At 52.4% G+C, this 15,922-nt stretch carries 17 protein-coding genes and 4 tRNA genes; 11 read left to right on the forward strand and 10 right to left on the reverse strand.

Annotation, left to right across the window (positions count from 1 at the left end):
- The first annotated feature begins 67 nt into the window (after window positions 1-67).
- Window positions 68-1,027, forward strand: a complete 960-nt coding sequence (locus ACU6TU_RS09840; protein WP_447144219.1) for a hypothetical protein — start codon at window positions 68-70, stop codon at window positions 1,025-1,027.
- Window positions 1,028-1,114: 87 nt separating this feature from the next.
- Here the strand turns inward: ACU6TU_RS09840 and ACU6TU_RS09845 are convergent, their stop codons facing one another.
- Window positions 1,115-1,876: an SDR family oxidoreductase gene (locus tag ACU6TU_RS09845; protein WP_447141265.1), complete on the reverse strand. Its 762-nt coding sequence runs from the start codon at window positions 1,874-1,876 to the stop codon at window positions 1,115-1,117.
- Window positions 1,877-2,028: 152 nt separating this feature from the next.
- Here ACU6TU_RS09845 and ACU6TU_RS09850 point away from each other — a divergent pair, with 152 nt between their 5' ends.
- From ACU6TU_RS09850 to ACU6TU_RS09865, 4 genes are all read left to right on the forward strand, one after another.
- The gene (locus ACU6TU_RS09850) at window positions 2,029-2,556 is read left to right on the forward strand and encodes an FxsA family protein (protein ID WP_447141266.1); all 528 of its coding nucleotides are present in this window, start codon (window positions 2,029-2,031) and stop codon (window positions 2,554-2,556) included.
- A gap of 233 nt (window positions 2,557-2,789) precedes the next feature.
- A complete protein-coding gene (locus ACU6TU_RS09855) occupies window positions 2,790-3,083 on the forward strand; it encodes a co-chaperone GroES (protein WP_100820035.1) in 294 nt (97 codons plus the stop codon).
- A 68-nt stretch (window positions 3,084-3,151) separates the two neighbouring features.
- Complete coding sequence (gene groL, locus ACU6TU_RS09860) at window positions 3,152-4,795, forward strand: chaperonin GroEL (RefSeq protein WP_447141267.1); 1,644 nt, start codon at window positions 3,152-3,154, stop codon at window positions 4,793-4,795.
- A 244-nt stretch (window positions 4,796-5,039) separates the two neighbouring features.
- Entirely contained in the window at window positions 5,040-5,774 is a 735-nt protein-coding gene (locus ACU6TU_RS09865) for an RNA methyltransferase (protein WP_447144220.1), read from the forward strand.
- 280 nt (window positions 5,775-6,054) lie between these two features.
- On the opposite strand, the gene ACU6TU_RS09870 is transcribed toward ACU6TU_RS09865, so the two are convergent.
- The 6 genes from ACU6TU_RS09870 to ACU6TU_RS09895 form a co-directional block, all read right to left on the reverse strand.
- Window positions 6,055-6,270, reverse strand: coding sequence for a putative motility protein (locus ACU6TU_RS09870; protein WP_447141268.1), 216 nt, complete (start codon window positions 6,268-6,270; stop codon window positions 6,055-6,057).
- An 88-nt stretch (window positions 6,271-6,358) separates the two neighbouring features.
- Window positions 6,359-7,597: an NAD(P)/FAD-dependent oxidoreductase gene (locus ACU6TU_RS09875; RefSeq protein ID WP_447141269.1), complete on the reverse strand. Its 1,239-nt coding sequence runs from the start codon at window positions 7,595-7,597 to the stop codon at window positions 6,359-6,361.
- A 556-nt stretch (window positions 7,598-8,153) separates the two neighbouring features.
- A tRNA-His gene (locus ACU6TU_RS09880) sits at window positions 8,154-8,228 on the reverse strand.
- Window positions 8,229-8,280: 52 nt separating this feature from the next.
- Window positions 8,281-8,355, reverse strand: a tRNA-His gene (locus ACU6TU_RS09885).
- A 65-nt stretch (window positions 8,356-8,420) separates the two neighbouring features.
- Window positions 8,421-8,497, reverse strand: a tRNA-Arg gene (locus tag ACU6TU_RS09890).
- Window positions 8,498-8,593: 96 nt separating this feature from the next.
- Window positions 8,594-8,670: transfer RNA gene (locus ACU6TU_RS09895), tRNA-Pro, on the reverse strand.
- 186 nt (window positions 8,671-8,856) lie between these two features.
- Here ACU6TU_RS09895 and folD point away from each other — a divergent pair.
- Both folD and mtnN read left to right on the forward strand, forming a co-directional pair.
- Complete coding sequence (gene folD, locus ACU6TU_RS09900) at window positions 8,857-9,726, forward strand: bifunctional methylenetetrahydrofolate dehydrogenase/methenyltetrahydrofolate cyclohydrolase FolD (protein WP_447141270.1); 870 nt, start codon at window positions 8,857-8,859, stop codon at window positions 9,724-9,726.
- A gap of 52 nt (window positions 9,727-9,778) precedes the next feature.
- Window positions 9,779-10,510 carry a 5'-methylthioadenosine/S-adenosylhomocysteine nucleosidase gene (gene mtnN / locus ACU6TU_RS09905; RefSeq protein ID WP_447141271.1) on the forward strand — a complete coding sequence of 244 codons (732 nt, stop codon included), beginning with the start codon at window positions 9,779-9,781 and terminating at the stop codon, window positions 10,508-10,510.
- 28 nt (window positions 10,511-10,538) lie between these two features.
- Here the strand turns inward: mtnN and pyrC are convergent, their stop codons facing one another.
- Window positions 10,539-11,585, reverse strand: coding sequence for a dihydroorotase (pyrC, locus tag ACU6TU_RS09910; RefSeq protein WP_447141272.1), 1,047 nt, complete (start codon window positions 11,583-11,585; stop codon window positions 10,539-10,541).
- A 263-nt stretch (window positions 11,586-11,848) separates the two neighbouring features.
- Between pyrC and ACU6TU_RS09915 the strand changes: the two genes are divergently transcribed.
- From ACU6TU_RS09915 to ACU6TU_RS09925, 3 genes are all read left to right on the forward strand, one after another.
- Entirely contained in the window at window positions 11,849-12,265 is a 417-nt protein-coding gene (locus tag ACU6TU_RS09915; RefSeq protein ID WP_447141273.1) for a hypothetical protein, read from the forward strand.
- Window positions 12,266-12,269: 4 nt separating this feature from the next.
- Complete coding sequence (locus ACU6TU_RS09920; protein ID WP_447141274.1) at window positions 12,270-13,544, forward strand: ATP-binding protein; 1,275 nt, start codon at window positions 12,270-12,272, stop codon at window positions 13,542-13,544.
- A 61-nt stretch (window positions 13,545-13,605) separates the two neighbouring features.
- On the forward strand, window positions 13,606-14,160 hold the full coding sequence (locus ACU6TU_RS09925; RefSeq protein WP_447141275.1) for a response regulator transcription factor: 555 nt from the start codon (window positions 13,606-13,608) through the stop codon (window positions 14,158-14,160).
- 56 nt (window positions 14,161-14,216) lie between these two features.
- On the opposite strand, the gene ACU6TU_RS09930 is transcribed toward ACU6TU_RS09925, so the two are convergent.
- Both ACU6TU_RS09930 and hybE read right to left on the reverse strand, forming a co-directional pair.
- On the reverse strand, window positions 14,217-14,996 hold the full coding sequence (locus ACU6TU_RS09930) for a 3-hydroxybutyrate dehydrogenase (protein ID WP_447141276.1): 780 nt from the start codon (window positions 14,994-14,996) through the stop codon (window positions 14,217-14,219).
- An 87-nt stretch (window positions 14,997-15,083) separates the two neighbouring features.
- Window positions 15,084-15,509: a [NiFe]-hydrogenase assembly chaperone HybE gene (gene hybE, locus ACU6TU_RS09935; protein WP_447141277.1), complete on the reverse strand. Its 426-nt coding sequence runs from the start codon at window positions 15,507-15,509 to the stop codon at window positions 15,084-15,086.
- A gap of 145 nt (window positions 15,510-15,654) precedes the next feature.
- Between hybE and ACU6TU_RS09940 the strand changes: the two genes are divergently transcribed.
- Window positions 15,655-15,918 (forward strand): GrxA family glutaredoxin, encoded by a 264-nt coding sequence (locus ACU6TU_RS09940; protein ID WP_447141278.1) that lies wholly within the window; start codon window positions 15,655-15,657, stop codon window positions 15,916-15,918.
- Window positions 15,919-15,922 lie beyond the last annotated feature (4 nt).

Below are 15,922 nucleotides of genomic sequence, written 5' to 3' on the forward strand. Positions count from 1 at the left end.
AGGAAGCGCTTCGGTGAGAAAACACATATTGCTGGGCTTTATGAGCCTGCTCCTCAGTCACAGCTTGATGGCAAACGACGTCTTTACGGATCTGGAAAGTGATGATCAGTCAAGTGACAGCGACCTGCCTGACTGGGCAGCTGAGAAACTCGAACCAGCACGAGAGCGCGTAGGACGCTGGGTAGACAATACCTCACGTAATATCGATGGTTTTTTTGGCACCGCTGACAATGTCAACGTCGATAACGAATCCTATCTTCGCGTGGGCCAGGAACTGGACTGGATGGAAGGCGATGGCGTCAACGTCGATCTTAACCTGCGATTCCGCCTTGACCTGCCGACATCGGAAGAAAGGCTGCGCCTGGTTATCGAAAGTGACCCTGAGGAATCCCAGGGCACACTGCAAGAGCAGGGCTCTGGGCGTCTCGCCAATGACCAACGAGATCGTCGCTCTTCTACCCTGGGGCTAAACTGGCTGGAAAGCCGTGATAAACGCGAAAACTGGAGCAATCGAGTGGGCGCCGGTATCCGGCTGCGTATACCGCTCGATCCTTATGTGCGCTTCACTAGCGAACGGCTCTGGCAAGTCGGTGAAGGCCCATGGCTACTGGAGTCCAATAACCGCCTGTCGTGGTTTAATAACAGCGGCTATTCAGCGCGTACAAGCTGGGACATGGGGCGGCCTATCGATGCATCGAAACACCTGCGCTTCATTACGACTGTTCAATGGCGGGAAGAAGAAGACAACCTGGAATACAGTGAAATTGCCGAGCTGAATCATCGCATTAATCGCCGCAGTGCTTTGCGTTATTCTGCTATTGCTTTGGGCAAAAGCGTCTCAAGCCCACGAATAACCAACTATTACCTTCAAACCCGCTATCGGCGAAACCTTCACAAGGGCGTGTTATTTGCTGATCTGATTCCTGAGCTGCATTTTCCACGGGAGCATGATTATGACCCACGCTGGGCGATGACATTCCGTCTGGAAATGTATTTTCAGCGTGAAATCAACAAGAACTATTTTTAACCACAAACCCCGTGTAAGCCATCAGGCCGACCGGGGTTTTGGTCTGTCTGGACGTTGCAACAAACAGGATTACAGGAACAAACAGGGTTACAGGCGCAGGCCACCATCACATTCAATGATACGACCAGTGAAATAATCATTAGTGAAAATGAATTCCACACTTTGAGCAATGTTATCTGCTTCACCCAAACGTTTGAGAGGCACACCTGACGCAATACGCTCAAGCATATCCGGGCGCATGGCAGCGGTCATTTCGGTATTGATAAACCCAGGGGCAACTGACCCTGTGCGAATGCCATAGCGCGCCAGCTCTTTTGCCCAGGTGACTGTCAAGGCATTCACTGCTGCCTTGGCCGCCGAATAGTTACTTTGCCCCATATTCCCAGCCTGTGAAATGCTTGAAATATTGATAATGGCGCCTTCCTGACCGGCTTCAATCATCTGCGTTGCCGCCTCACGGCCACACAGGAAAGCGCCGGTCAGATTGACATTGATAACATTCTGCCAGGCTTCCAGTGACATCCGTTTTTGCACCTCACCATCCTTGGCCTTGATCAACAGCGCATCCTTGGTGATACCCGCGTTATTGACCAAACCACTGACTGCTCCCATCTGCTCAAGAATCTCAGCAAACGCCTGAGTCACTGAAGCTTCATCGGCAACATTCACCACGAATGCCTTGGCCTCGACACCGTTAGCCGCCAGTTTAGCCACCGCTTTTTCCAACTTTTCGGCATTAAGATCCAGCAATGCCATCTTGGCGCCTGATCCACCCAGACGCTCAGCCATGGCAAACCCCAGTCCCTGGGCACCACCTGTTACCGCAATTACCTTATTATGTAACTCCATGCTTGAATCACCTTTTGATCTAATATTAGTGCATTGCAGCATAAAACATTCATGCATAAAAAGCGATGACAGCTGCTTTTATCGCTCCCCAAAAGGTTGAGTTGCAGCGTAACCACCACCATATTATAAAAATACCTCCTTTGGAGCGCTTTATGCCCTTATTACTGCTGATCTCCCTGTTCACGCTATTGGATTTCGTTGTTCTGTTTACGGTCGGTAGCGACATCGGTCTGCTTGCCACCCTGTTGCTGATATTGGTTACCGGCGTAGGGGGCCTTCATCTTATTCGCCGAGAAGGCGCAGTCACACTGGGGCGCGCCAGAGAAAAGATGAACGCAGGCGAGCTTCCCTCAAATGAATTGCTGACAGGTGCGGCGTTAATTTTCGGCGGTGCACTGTTAATGGCCCCCGGCTTTTTATCGGATGCCATCGGGCTTGCCTGCCTACTCCCCAATGCGCGCAAGCTCATGTTCAAGTTTGCTACCTGGGTAGGAGTGGGCAAAAAAGGACTTGGAAGCACCACACACAACAAGGCGTCTCATAATGGCGCGTCACGCCCAAATGGTGCTGACGGCTGGCATTCACGAGAGGAAAGAACATCCAGGCGGACGGGCGAGACAGAAAAGGATGGCCCGCTGGAAGGTGACTTTATTTCTGGCGACGAATCTCGACGCCGGTAAAGCCACTTTTATCGCCCATTACCTGAAAAAATTGGATTTTTTTATCTCCTACCCCTTGAAAGGACTCACCTAGCCCCCACTTTTGATGCAGCACACAGAATCGGTGGCAAAAGATATTGCCGCCATTAACAAGGAAGGCAAGCGCCTTCACATTCTGCTGGCTTTTTAGCCGCCGGATGATTGGTCTGAAACCGCCCAAACGGGCATTGAATGATACTCAGGAGAGCGTAAGCATGAATATCCGTCCTCTGCACGATCGCGTCGTTGTACGTCGCGTTGAAGAAGAGCAAACCACTGCGGGTGGCATTGTGCTGCCGGGCAACGCCCAGGAAAAACCGACGCGTGGAGAGGTGCTGGCTGCTGGTAAAGGCCGCATTCTGGATAACGGAGACGTTCGCCCTCTGGACGTTAAGGTTGGTGACACGGTGATTTTCAAGGATGGCTTTGGCGTCGAAAAGCAGAAAATCGACGGTGAAGAAGTTCTGATCATGAGCGAGTCCGACATTCTGGCCGTTGTTGAAGGTTAATTCAGCAATCCAGGCCGTTCACGTTTAACGCATTCCCAAAACGAACTTAAAGTCAGGAAGTAACGAACATGGCAGCTAAACAAGTCAAGTTTTCCGATGATGCTCGCAAGCGCATGGCGCGTGGTGTTGACGTTCTTGCCAACGCAGTAAGAGCCACGCTCGGCCCGAAAGGTCGTAACGTTGTACTGGAAAAATCCTTTGGTTCACCGACCGTCACTAAAGACGGCGTTTCTGTCGCCAAAGAAATCGAACTGAAAGACAAGTTCGAAAACATGGGCGCTCAGATGGTCAAGGAAGTGGCATCACAGACTTCCGACGTTGCAGGCGACGGTACTACGACAGCCACCGTTCTGGCTCAAGCGATTATTGCTGAAGGCCTGAAAGGCGTTACTGCCGGCATGAACCCGATGGATCTTAAGCGCGGCATTGATCAGGCAGTCAGCGCAGCGGTTAAAGAAATTCAGGCAATGTCGGTTCCCTGCACCGATACGAAAGCCATCGCTCAAGTAGGTACCATTTCTGCCAACGGCGACAAGCGCATTGGTGAAATCATCGCTGAAGCGATGGAGAAAGTGGGTAAAGAAGGTGTCATCACCGTTGATGAAGGCCGCGGCTTTGAAGACGAACTGGAAGTCGTTGAAGGCATGCAGTTTGATCGTGGCTACCTGTCTCCTTACTTTGTGACTAATCAGGACACCATGGCGGTAGAAGTCGAAGATCCGTTCATCCTGTTGGTCGATAAGAAGATCTCCAACATTCGTGAACTGCTGCCGACCCTGGAAGCCGTTGCCAAAGCGGGCAAGCCACTGGTCATCATCGCTGAAGATATTGAAGGCGAAGCGTTGGCCACGCTGGTTGTCAACAACATGCGCGGCATCGTCAAGGTATCCGCTGCCAAGGCACCTGGCTTCGGTGATCGTCGTAAAGCCATGCTGCAGGATATTGCTATCCTGACCGGTGGCACCGTGATCTCTGAAGAAGTTGGCTTGACTCTTGAACAGGCTAACCTGGACCATCTGGGTACCGCCAAGCGCGTCACCATGTCCAAGGAAAACACCACCATCATTGATGGTTCAGGTGCAGAAGGCGACATCGAAGCACGCGTTAGTCAGATTCGTGCGCAAATCGAAGAAACCTCTTCTGACTACGACAAGGAAAAACTGCAGGAACGTGTTGCCAAACTGGCAGGCGGTGTTGCCGTTATCCGCGTTGGTGCAGCAACTGAAGTCGAAATGAAAGAGAAGAAGGCTCGCGTAGAAGACGCGCTGCACTCGACTCGTGCCGCGGTTGAAGAAGGCGTTGTGCCTGGTGGCGGTACTGCACTGGTTCGCGTCATGGCCAAGGTTCAGGGCCTAACGGGCGAAAACGAAGACCAGAACCATGGTATCAACATGGCACTGCGTGCCCTTCAGGCTCCGCTACGTCAAATCGTGACCAATGCGGGCGAAGAAGCGGCTGTCGTTATCAATCGTGTTAAAGATAGCGAAGGCAACTTCGGTTACAACGCCCAGACTGGCGAGTTTGGCGATCTGTTCGAAATGGGTGTTCTCGACCCTGCAAAAGTCACCCGTACTGCCCTGCAGTCCGCTGGCTCTGTTGCTGGTCTGATGATCACCACCGAATGCATGATTGCTGATGATCCGGATGAGAAAGAAGCAGCACCGGACATGAGTGGCATGGGCGGTATGGGTGGCATGGGCGGCATGATGTGATGCGATAAACATCGCACTCGTACCACCTGACGCCTGACGTCATAAGAACCCCGCCCTGCGCGGGGTTCTTTTATTGTGCCGTATCGCCGCTTGGTCACACACCCGCTCACTTTGCATATACACTCACGTTTCACACGAACAGTCACATTCCACACAAACACTCACACCGACAACTGCCTCTCAACTCCATGAAAGCATGCTAGTATCAGCCTCTTTATTCGACAGCTTTCAGGTTCTTGATTCCGTGCTTTCCAATATTCGCATTATCCTCGTGCAAACCTTTCATCCCGGTAATATCGGGGCAACGGCACGCGCCATGAAAACCATGGGTCTCACGCAGCTAATTCTGGTCAACCCCAAGGACTTTCCTGACCCGGAAGCCACCCGGCTTGCAGCAGGTGCCGCTGACGTGCTCGACACAGCACAGGTGGTAACTTCTCTTGAAGAGGCCGTGGCTGGCTGCGTTCAGGTGGTGGGCGCCAGCGCCCGTTTACGCAGCATGCCCTTGCCCCATTTTGACGAGCCTGATGCAATGGCCGAGAGTGTCATTCAAAACGCCCAAAGCCATCCGGTGGCACTTGTCTTTGGTCGGGAACGCTCAGGCTTAACCAACGCTGAGATCCGCTGCTGCACCCATCAGGTCAGTATCCCCGCCAATCCGGATTACGGTATTCTCAATCTCTCACAGGCCGTTCAGATTCTTGCCTATGAGCTACATCGCGATTGGCGTAAGCGCTCTGACAGTGGCTTTGTCTATCAAACACCTAGCGAGGCGATGCCACCCACCCGGGAACAGTTTGGCTATTTTCAGGCTCATCTAAGCAAGGTCATGCGCCAAAGCGGCTTTCTGACCCAACCCCATGCGCGCACTGAAGAGCAGCTTCAGGCACTCTTTGCCAGAGCCGAACCCAGCCGCAAAGAGCTTTCATTGCTGCGTGGCTGGCTAAGCGCGCTGGATGCCCACTTACCATCCGATTGAGCTGAACTGTTGCTTTTATATCGAGCAGGAGCCGTGGCTCTCTAAACGCCCACCGGCTGGAACTCAGGGGTCCGCTTTGCCCCTCTTGGGCAGATGATGGCATTTGTGCCAGCCAGGCACAGAAAAAAGCCACACCAGCTTGGTGCCGATGTGGATCGTGGCTCTTATAAAGCCGTTAATTCTGACGCGCTGCTATAAAGCAGCAATGGTCGTCGAAACAACTGTCATAGAAACATTGATCATCAAAACATTAGTCATCGAAACAAGGCAGCAAGCCTCTCTAGGCAAATGTATTGATCTGGGTTCCCAGGTTACCTTCAGAGGCAAGATTCTGTTGTCCACCTGAGCCGGTAGTAGCAGACTCCATCAATGCTGATACCTGCTCCTGCTGGTTATCCAGACCATCCTTAAATACTTGCATCTGCACCTGCTGGGCAGTCTGAGCCTGGTTCATGTATAACGATGCAGAAACAGCACTACTGACGGAAGCATCCATGGCGCCACCTCACTCATTAATAAATGTTACTCAACAATAGCAGAAGCGTCATTAACCCGCAAAACCTTCACGCCCTTCAATCAGTTGATTAGAAGCGGTCAGCGCGGAAAGGTGCCATATCGATCTCGGTTGGCTTGCCTTCCATCATATCTACCAACAGCTTGCCGGTTGCTGGCCCCAGGGTGAACCCCTGATGGCCATGCCCAAACGCCAACCACAACCCCTTATGACGCGGGGCCGGGCCAATCACCGGCTTCATATCCGGCAGACAGGGTCTCGCGCCCTTCCAGGCTTGCGGGTCTTTACGGTCTCCCAACGGGAACAGCTTACGTGCTGCTTTTTCCGCACTTGCCAGCTGATTATCGTGGGCAGGTGATTCCAGATTATCAAGCTCGGCTCCTGTGGTCAGACGAATACCAGCACGCATCGGAGCCAATAGATAGCCAACTTCAGCATCCATTACCCAGTGATTGAGCTTTGCACCTTCGCGAGGCGCATAGTGCATGTGATAACCACGTTTGACGAACGTCGGGAAATGATAACCCAAGGGCTTGAGCCATTTTCCCGCCCACGGCCCCAACGCCATTACCAGGTTATCAGCCTGCAAGGTCTCACCCGGGGTAGTCACTTCCCAACCGTCAGCTTTCTGCTTTATGTCAGTGACTTCACTTTGCAACAGTCGGCCGCCCTGCTGCTTACAGGCATCCGCATAGGCAGCCACCAGACGTCCAGGGTCAGTGACTACCCAGGAACTCACCCAATGAATCGCGCCAATGATGTCCGAGGAAAGGTCAGGCTCCAGTTCAGATAGCTGCTGACGATCGAGGTGCTTGAACTCAACATCGAAACGCTGACGATTTTCCTCAGCTTCTTTCAGACGCGCCTTCTGCTTGCTTTCAGAGCGGAACAACTCAAGAAAACCCTCTTTGGCTACCAGATCTTCAGCGCCAGCGGATTCGATCATCGGCGCATGGGTATCGAGGCACATTTTAATCAGCGATGCATATTCAGGAACAATTCGGCTGTAAGCTTTAGCACCCGAGTTGTGCCAGTAGCGCAACAGCGGTGATGCCGCACTAATCATACCGCCCGGCCGATAGCGGATATCGACGCGACGGTTTGGCAAAACGCTCAACAATGTCTTCATATCACGCGGGAATGCATAGGGGCGCACCGCTTCTCGCTGGATAATGCCAGCATTACCGAATGACGTCTCCTGTCCCGGCTCACGACGATCAATCAATGTGACGTCATGACCACGCTGCACGAGATGCCAGGCAATACTGACCCCGATCATGCCAGCACCCAAAACGATACTATGCGCCATCCTGCACTCCTTGTTGTTACGCTCTCGTGTTTTCGTCACCGCCCATTAATATAATGATCAAGGGGAGCATGACGGGAAACGATATTAATAATAGGTTGAATGAACTTCAGTGTAGTGGCGACTCGCCAGGCATGAAAGACGGTCTATCGCCGCTCACGAAAAACCGGACAGCACGCCACTCAGCCATAAAGAAATTACCACTACTAAAACAATATTTATACAGTGATAAAAACTGTATTTATTGCTTTAAACGCTATTAAAAACCGACAAAAGAAATGGATCAGGAAAATCCACCACGGGCATCAAAATCAGACATTTGACCAAGACCAGGACGTCTTTCTATCGCTTTGAAACAGCATGAATGAGTCACGCAAGGGGACTACGCAGACATGGCAAAGATGGACAAAGGTAATTATCAGAAACTGACAAAACATTTATTCAAGACACTAATATAAGCCGCGAAATCATCAAGCAGCTATGGTCAGAACAAGAGATGCGAAGCGGAAGAGTAAGAGAACAACACAAGGAGGGAAATTAACAGAAGAAAACAGGTTAATGGGGTGGATGATGGGGATCGAACCCACGACCACCGGAGCCACAATCCGGGGCTCTACCACTGAGCTACATCCACCATAACCAAAGACCAAAGTACTAAATCGAGGATACTTATTTACAAAACATTATGGGGTGGATGATGGGGATCGAACCCACGACCACCGGAGCCACAATCCGGGGCTCTACCACTGAGCTACATCCACCATAAAGTAAGAAACAAGCCAAAAGCGCTTAGACTTTATCTTAATCACATGCGAGCGATTTAAATTGGCACGCCCAGCAGGACTTGAACCCGCAACCTACGGCTTAGAAGGCCGTTGCTCTATCCGGTTGAGCTATGGGCGCACTTTGAAGACAGCTCAAGATGCAAACTGAAGACACTGAAGTGCTAAACCACAACCAACGCTTGGATATGCAAATGCCACCATCCACGTTAGGAAGTGGTCGGGGTGGAGGGATTCGAACCCCCGACATCCTGCTCCCAAAGCAGGCGCGCTACCAGACTGCGCTACACCCCGATTTAACAACCTAGACGCTACCGTGCGGCTCGTCTCAAGCGAGGCATATATTACTATTTTTAATTTCAAAGTCAACCACTAATCCACATAATTCTTTAGGCCGCTTTGCCTTCACGGGCTGGCATGCGAAAATCCCTTTTATTCTGATACACCCATTCAGGTATTTAATCGACGGGGACTGCACCGATGACCGCCCAATTAATCGATGGTAAAGCCATCGCCGCTAGCGTACGCCAAGAAGTCGCCACCCAGATCGAGGCCCGCATCAAAGCAGGCGCTCGCGCTCCTGGTCTAGCGGTTGTGTTAGTGGGCAATGATCCTGCCTCGCATGTATACGTTAGCAATAAGCACCGTGCCTGTGAAAACGCAGGCATCCATTCCATTCAACATGAACTCCCAAGCACCACTACCCAGCAGGCGCTTGAATCACTGATTGACCAGCTTAATGAGGATGACAGCATTGACGGCATTCTGGTGCAACTGCCTTTGCCGCCCCACCTGGATACCGGACCGTTACTTGAACGCATTCTTCCCAGTAAGGATGTTGACGGTTTTCATCCCTACAATCTCGGCCGCCTTGCGCAACGGCTTCCTGCCCTTCGCCCCTGCACACCCAAAGGCATTATGACACTGCTTGAAAAAACCGGCTTAGCCGTGCGGGGAATGGATGCCACCATCGTTGGTGCTTCAAATATTGTTGGCCGCCCGATGGCGCTTGAGCTGATGCTGGCAGGTTGTACCACCACGGTATGCCATCGCTTCACCCGCGACCTTGAAGCCCATGTCGGACGTGCCGAGCTATTAGTCGTTGCGGTGGGCAAACCTGGTATTGTCAAAGGTGAGTGGATCAAACCCGGCGCTATCGTGATTGATGTCGGTATTAACCGACAGGATGATGGTCGCTTGATTGGCGATATCGATTTTGCTCAAGCTCAACAGAGAGCTGGCTATATAACGCCCGTACCGGGCGGTGTAGGCCCGATGACTGTGGCTACTCTGCTGCAGAACACGCTGGAATCCGCCGAGCAGCACGCCCCTTCACTGGCAGCGCTATAAGCATTAACAACATTGACTCTTAATTCATCCCTTTCGTTTCAAGGAATTTGACGTGAAGCATATCGGTATTATTGGTGCCATGGCCCAGGAAGTTGAGATTCTTGCTGGACAACTCGAAAACGCTCAACGCTTTGAGCACGCCGGCTTTACGTTTTATCACGGCCAGCGCCACAACCTGGAGATCACTATCCTCTTATCGGGTATTGGCAAAGTGAATGCCGCCGTGGGAACTGCCGTGTTGCTTGAGCGCTTCCAGCCTCAAGCGATTATCAACACCGGGTCTGCCGGTGGATTTGCGACTGATCTGGCCATTGGTGACGTGGTGATTTCTGATGAAGTACGCCATCACGATGTCGATGTCACTGCGTTTGGCTATGAAATCGGGCAGGTGCCGGGAATGCCTGCAGCGTTTGTCGCGGATGCTTCGCTGAAAGTACACGCCCAACGTGCCATTGCGGTGATTGATGAAGTCAATGTTCGCGAAGGAATGATTGCCACGGGCGACAGTTTCATGGCTGAACCCGAGCGGGTAGAACGCGTTCGCCAGCAGTTTCCGGACATGCTGGCCGTCGAGATGGAGGCGGCGGCGATTGCCCAGAGCTGTCATCTGTTTGGCGTGCCTTTTGTGGTTATCCGCGCCCTTTCCGATATCCCTGGCGACACGGATAACCACCTTTCGTTTGAAGAGTTTCTGGCGCTTGCTGCCAAACACTCTTCACGCATGGTCGATCAAATGCTCAAGCAGATCGGCGCCGACGCTATTAGCGAAACGCCTAACGCCTAACGCCTAACGCCTAACGCCTAGCCTAGTATTATTGATGGCTACCCTTGAGCTTCCAGGGCAACGTTTCCCCTGCCAATAGCGGCACGAGGCGTTGCCCGTCGACGTAGGAATAACTTTCCGGCAAGGTCCAGTTACTACGCTCCAGCACCACCTTATCCGGGTTGCGCGGGAGACCATAGAATCGAGGGCCATTCAGACTGGCAAAGGCTTCAAGCTGGTCCAACGCGCCCATTTGTTCAAACGCCATGGCATAAAGCTCAATGGCAGCAGGTGCGGTATAGGCGCCAGCACAACCACAGCTGGACTCTTTATCGCCCTGAGCATGAGGCGCGCTGTCCGTTCCCAGGAAAAATTTGGGGCTACCCGACGTGGCAGCCTTGAGCAGCGCCTGACGATGGCGTTCGCGCTTCAGAATCGGTAGGCAGTAATAATGCGGCCGAATACCACCTGCCAGCATCTGGTTGCGATTGAACAACAGGTGGTGAGCGGTAATTGTCGCGGCCACCGTGTCCGGCGCTTCGGCCACAAACGCCGCAGCTTGTTCGGTCGTTATGTGCTCGCAGACAACTTTCAGCGTGGGGTGACGGTCAAGTAAAGGCTTGAGAACGCGTTCGATAAACACCGCCTCACGATCAAAAATATCAATATCGGCGTCAGTCACTTCCCCATGAAGCAACAAAGGCAAGCCTGCCGCCGCCATCGCGGCCAGGGTGTCATCACAGTGTTGCAGATCGGTGACACCTGAATCAGAGTTCGTGGTGGCCCCCGCCGGATAAAGCTTGACGGCTTTGATGATGCCGCTTTCGACAGCACGGTGAATTTCGTCAGGTGCCGTGGTATCGGTCAGATAAAGCGTCATTAACGGTTCAAACCTTGATTCAGCCGGCAATGCTTGAAGAATTCGCTCGCGATAAGCTTGGGCCTGGGCCGTCGTGGTGATCGGTGGTTTCAGGTTGGGCATGATAATGGCGCGCCCCATCTGGGCGGCGCTATGATTGACAACCGCCTGCATGGCGGCGTCATCACGCAGGTGTAAATGCCAGTCATCCGGGCGCGTCAGGCTAAGTGTATTCACGGCGATTCCTATCCAGCGAAGTTAGATACATGAGAAGTTAGATACATGAACAGTTAAATACATGAACAGTTAACTACATGAGCAGTTAGATACATCAGCAGTTAACTACATGACGGAGCTTGATCAATGGCTCAAGCCTCCAACCAAAGCGCAGATTATACGGGATACGCACATTGCTCAAATCGTCCGCCGGACAATCCCCACAAAGCCAATGAATTAACGTATCATTCATGTTGAAATCAGCTTCAGGACACACTTTTACTATGCATAACGTAAGGCGCTATGCGGATGTCGTTGCCAGCGTTGAAGGCTTGTTATGGTTGGCGCTTGGCTGGTCCGTCACTCTTTCCGTCTACCGTGGCAGCACCGAACCAACCGTCGGCATCATATTGATGATTGCCACTGTGATATTCGTTAGCTGGTTTCACCGCCCTTTACGTCTTTTTCTGCGTCGCTATCACGTACGCAAGCGGCGAACGGATATGTGGATCCACTTACTGGCTCTGCCTCTTCTGCTGGGCATGGCCGCCTACATGTTTCTCGAAGCGTTACTCGGCACTGCCTGGCTGCCGCCAAAAATGCTGGCCGTCAATGTACTGGCTTCCGCTGGATGGCTGACCTTCGTCTTCACTCTGGTGATCAAAGACATGATTCGCCGCGTTAAAAAAGCCAACAAATAAGCTCATGCCTACAGAATTACCTTTGCCACTGTCGACGCCTAATCGCAATCTTGTTCGCCTGACCATTGTTCGCGGCATTACCTGGACAGGTTTTTTGCTGGCGATCATTATCGGTGTTGAAGCTCTCGGCTTTGAGCTTGAAATCCCAGCGGTGATCAGCGTTGTGATTGCCATGGGCCTGCTGAATATTGCGACATGGTGGCGACTTGGACGGCCTCGCGCAGTTAACCATACCGAGTATCTGCTGCACTTACTGGCCGATGTAGCTGGCTTGACGCTGCTGTTCTATTTTACTGGCGGCGCTACCAATCCCTTTATTACTTACTATCTGGTCCCCGTCACCATCGCCGCTGCCACGCTCCCATGGCGACATACCTGGATTATCGCTGCTGTGGCCCTGGTCGGTTACAGCTTTCTGATGTTCTATTATGACCCTATCCCACAGCTCGGTCATATCAATAGCGCTTCCCCGCTTAGCTTGCACATCATGGGAATGTGGCTCAACTTCGGGCTTTCCGCAGGACTGATCACTTTTTTCATCTACAAAATGGCGCATGCCCTTCGGCGCCGGGATAAGGCGCTGTCCCGCACGCGGGAAGCGGCCTTGAGAAACGAACAGGTTCTAGCCGTGGCAACACAGGCCGCAGGTACGGCCCATGAGCTTGGCACACCACTTTCCACCATGGCGGTGCTATTGAATGAGATGGCCGAAGAAACGCCAAAAGACTCCGCTCTGGCGCAGGATATTCACCTGTTGAGACAGCAAGTCGATACCTGCAAATCACGCCTTCAGAACCTGGTGGCGCATGCCGATCGTCGCCGTATGGCAGAACCGGAAGTGCGTGATGCCGAGCTCTGGTTAGCGGGTGTGGTCCAGCGCTGGCTGGTGTTACGTCCAGACGTCAGTCACCACCTTCAGGTATCAGAACGGCGTGGCCGCCCCTGGCTGGCTGTTGATGCGACCCTTGATCAGGCATTGACCAACCTGCTCAACAACGCCGCAGATGCCAACCCTGAAGGTATTTCCATACGTCTGGATTGGCAAAATGACAGTGTCATTATCGATATCCGCGATCATGGCCCCGGCATTTCCATGTCGATTGCTGACCAGCTGGGTGACACCTTTGTGTCGACAAAAAGCAAAGGAATGGGTATTGGCTTATTTCTGACTCATGCTACGATCAACCGCTTTGGCGGTGGGGTCAGCCTGTATAATCATCCCGATGGCGGCACCTTGACGGAAGTGACTCTCCCCTTAGGCGAATCACCCTCCTCATGATTGCCACTTTCCCGGTGCCCTCATCTGCTGAATACTGCTTTGCTGATTAACCGAGGAAACTATGTCAACCAACAAGTCGCCGACACAAGAGCAACGCCTACTCATCATTGATGACGACGAGATGTTTTGTCATGTGCTGAGTCGGGCGCTAACACGGCGCGGCTATCAGGTCAGCGTCGCCCACGATGCCGATCAGGCGCTGACTCTGGCGGCTAGTGAGAAACCCGACATGGCCACTCTGGACTTGAAACTGGAGCATACATCCGGCCTTAAATTGCTGCCTGATTTGCTGGCGGTCGCTCCCGCATGTCGCGTGGTGGTTCTGACAGGGTATTCAAGCATTGCTACTGCTGTTGAAGCCATCAAATTAGGGGCGGTGAATTATTTGTGCAAGCCAGCAGACGCCGATGATGTCCTTACCGCCTTTGATCGTCAGGAAGGCGACCCGAATACGGAAGTGGCAGACAATCCTCCCTCGGTTAACCGGATCACCTGGGAGCATATCCAGAAGGTCCTGCAGGAGCACGATGGTAATATTTCCGCCACGGCTCGCGCACTGGGAATGCACCGCCGCACGCTGCAGAGAAAACTCCAGAAACGCCCTGTCAAACGCTGATACGTTAACAAAAAAACCCGCCGGGCAGCGGGTTTTCATGTTTTACACCGAGATGACTATTGAGCCGTCCATCCAAGATCGATATTCCAGCTGGAACCGGTCACGGCACCCGCCGTATCCGAACACAGAAACGCTACCATTTCAGCCACTTCCGAGGGCTCGATCAGGCGTTTAACTGCCGCATTCTTGAGCATGATTTTCTCAATCACCTCCTGCTCATCCATGCCGTGCAGCTTTGCCTGATCGGCAATCTGGTTGTCAACCAAGGGTGTTTTAACATAGGCCGGACAAATGGCATTTGCCGTGATACCTTGCTCGCCGCCCTCCAGAGCCGCAGTTTTGGTCAAACCAATCATGCCGTGCTTAGCGCTGACATACGCTGACTTTCCTGGTGACGCAACCTGGGCATGAACCGAAGCGATGCTGACAATACGCCCCCAGCCACCTTCACGCATGTGCGGCCAAGCCGCCTGAGAAAGCAGAAATGGCGCGGTCAGCATCAGGTCAATGATTTGGCGCCACTTCTCTTCGGGAAATGCTTCAATCGAAGCGACATGCTGAATACCGGCATTATTGACCAGAATATCGACGCTCCCAAACCGCTTGACTGCTTCATCGACCGCAGCACGGCAGGCATCAGCATCGGTCAGGTCGGCCAGAAAAAAAGCGGCACCGGCGGCTTCTGCTACTTCTTTACCGGCAGGGTTGAAATCTACCGCTAACACCTGATGCCCCAAAGCACAGAGCTTTTTGACGACGGCTTCGCCAATTCCGCTGCTAGTTCCTGTTACCAGTGCAACACGTGGTGTATTCGTCGTCGAAGCGTTTGTTGTCATGATGTATCCCGTATTGAGTAGATAAAAACTGTTGTGTTGAACACAGGCCATATCCTGGCCCAAAAACTGAAGCCCTGCACAGCAGGGTTACTGCATGGGAGCCATAATGCGCTCCATTAACCGCTGTGCCAACTGGGCCGCTTCCTGCATGGTTTGCATATCACTCAGCTCATCCAGTATCTGACACATGTACCAGCCCTGGTTATTGGGTAAGGCATCGAAATCAAAACGATATGTGCCTGATGGAAGCGTGATCAATTGACTTGACGCCCCACCCTGCTGATCCTTATCGTCCGGCAACGCCACTAACCATAGAGCGCAAGGGGTAATCAGAGCGCCCAGAATCCCTGAGTCACCCAAACCCGCCAGCTCACAACGCTGGCAGCACAATGCATCAACGCCCAGCCGTGGATTAAAGACCGGCTGCTGCTTCATCGCCGACAGGTGAAGATCACGATAATGACTTGCCAATTCCGCCATTTCGGCGTACTCAGCGGGCGTGAGTAACTGCATAAACATCATTTTCTCAAGGTAACCGAATTGCCATAATCAACATTAATGGATGACGTAGTATGGCACTATTGGCCAAACGCCATCACCTGCGTCAGACTATTGTGTATAAATTTCTTCAGTTTCTTTATCTAACAGGTACAACGATATGTTTGTTGTTATTTACGGTCGCATGTCTTGCCCTTTCTGTGTGATGGCCAGGCAGTTAGCTGATCAGCTTGAGCAGAATGGCAAGATAGACGGCGTGCGCTATATTGACATGCCCAGCGAAGGCATCACCAAAGAAGATATCGCCAAAACCGCTGGCAAGCCTGTTCACACTGTGCCTCAGGTATTTATTGACCAGGAACATATCGGAGGATTTAGCGAATTTGATCAGTACGTCCGCCGTCACCCTTCGCTTTGTAGTTAAGCTG

This window comes from Halomonas sp. LS-001 (assembly GCF_052983955.1).

What these genes read in the sequence shown, in the direction of transcription:
- ACU6TU_RS09840 (WP_447144219.1), top strand. Translation starts at nt 68, where the DNA reads ATGGCAAACGACGTCTTTACGGATCTGGAAAGTGATGATCAGTCAAGT.
- ACU6TU_RS09845 (WP_447141265.1), bottom strand. Translation starts at nt 1,876, where the DNA reads ATGGAGTTACATAATAAGGTAATTGCGGTAACAGGTGGTGCCCAGGGA.
- ACU6TU_RS09850 (WP_447141266.1), top strand. Translation starts at nt 2,029, where the DNA reads ATGCCCTTATTACTGCTGATCTCCCTGTTCACGCTATTGGATTTCGTT.
- ACU6TU_RS09855 (WP_100820035.1), top strand. Translation starts at nt 2,790, where the DNA reads ATGAATATCCGTCCTCTGCACGATCGCGTCGTTGTACGTCGCGTTGAA.
- groL (WP_447141267.1), top strand. Translation starts at nt 3,152, where the DNA reads ATGGCAGCTAAACAAGTCAAGTTTTCCGATGATGCTCGCAAGCGCATG.
- ACU6TU_RS09870 (WP_447141268.1), bottom strand. Translation starts at nt 6,270, where the DNA reads ATGGATGCTTCCGTCAGTAGTGCTGTTTCTGCATCGTTATACATGAAC.
- ACU6TU_RS09875 (WP_447141269.1), bottom strand. Translation starts at nt 7,597, where the DNA reads ATGGCGCATAGTATCGTTTTGGGTGCTGGCATGATCGGGGTCAGTATT.
- folD (WP_447141270.1), top strand. Translation starts at nt 8,857, where the DNA reads ATGACCGCCCAATTAATCGATGGTAAAGCCATCGCCGCTAGCGTACGC.
- ACU6TU_RS09915 (WP_447141273.1), top strand. Translation starts at nt 11,849, where the DNA reads ATGCATAACGTAAGGCGCTATGCGGATGTCGTTGCCAGCGTTGAAGGC.
- ACU6TU_RS09920 (WP_447141274.1), top strand. Translation starts at nt 12,270, where the DNA reads ATGCCTACAGAATTACCTTTGCCACTGTCGACGCCTAATCGCAATCTT.
- ACU6TU_RS09925 (WP_447141275.1), top strand. Translation starts at nt 13,606, where the DNA reads ATGTCAACCAACAAGTCGCCGACACAAGAGCAACGCCTACTCATCATT.
- ACU6TU_RS09930 (WP_447141276.1), bottom strand. Translation starts at nt 14,996, where the DNA reads ATGACAACAAACGCTTCGACGACGAATACACCACGTGTTGCACTGGTA.
- hybE (WP_447141277.1), bottom strand. Translation starts at nt 15,509, where the DNA reads ATGCAGTTACTCACGCCCGCTGAGTACGCCGAAATGGCGGAATTGGCA.
- ACU6TU_RS09940 (WP_447141278.1), top strand. Translation starts at nt 15,655, where the DNA reads ATGTTTGTTGTTATTTACGGTCGCATGTCTTGCCCTTTCTGTGTGATG.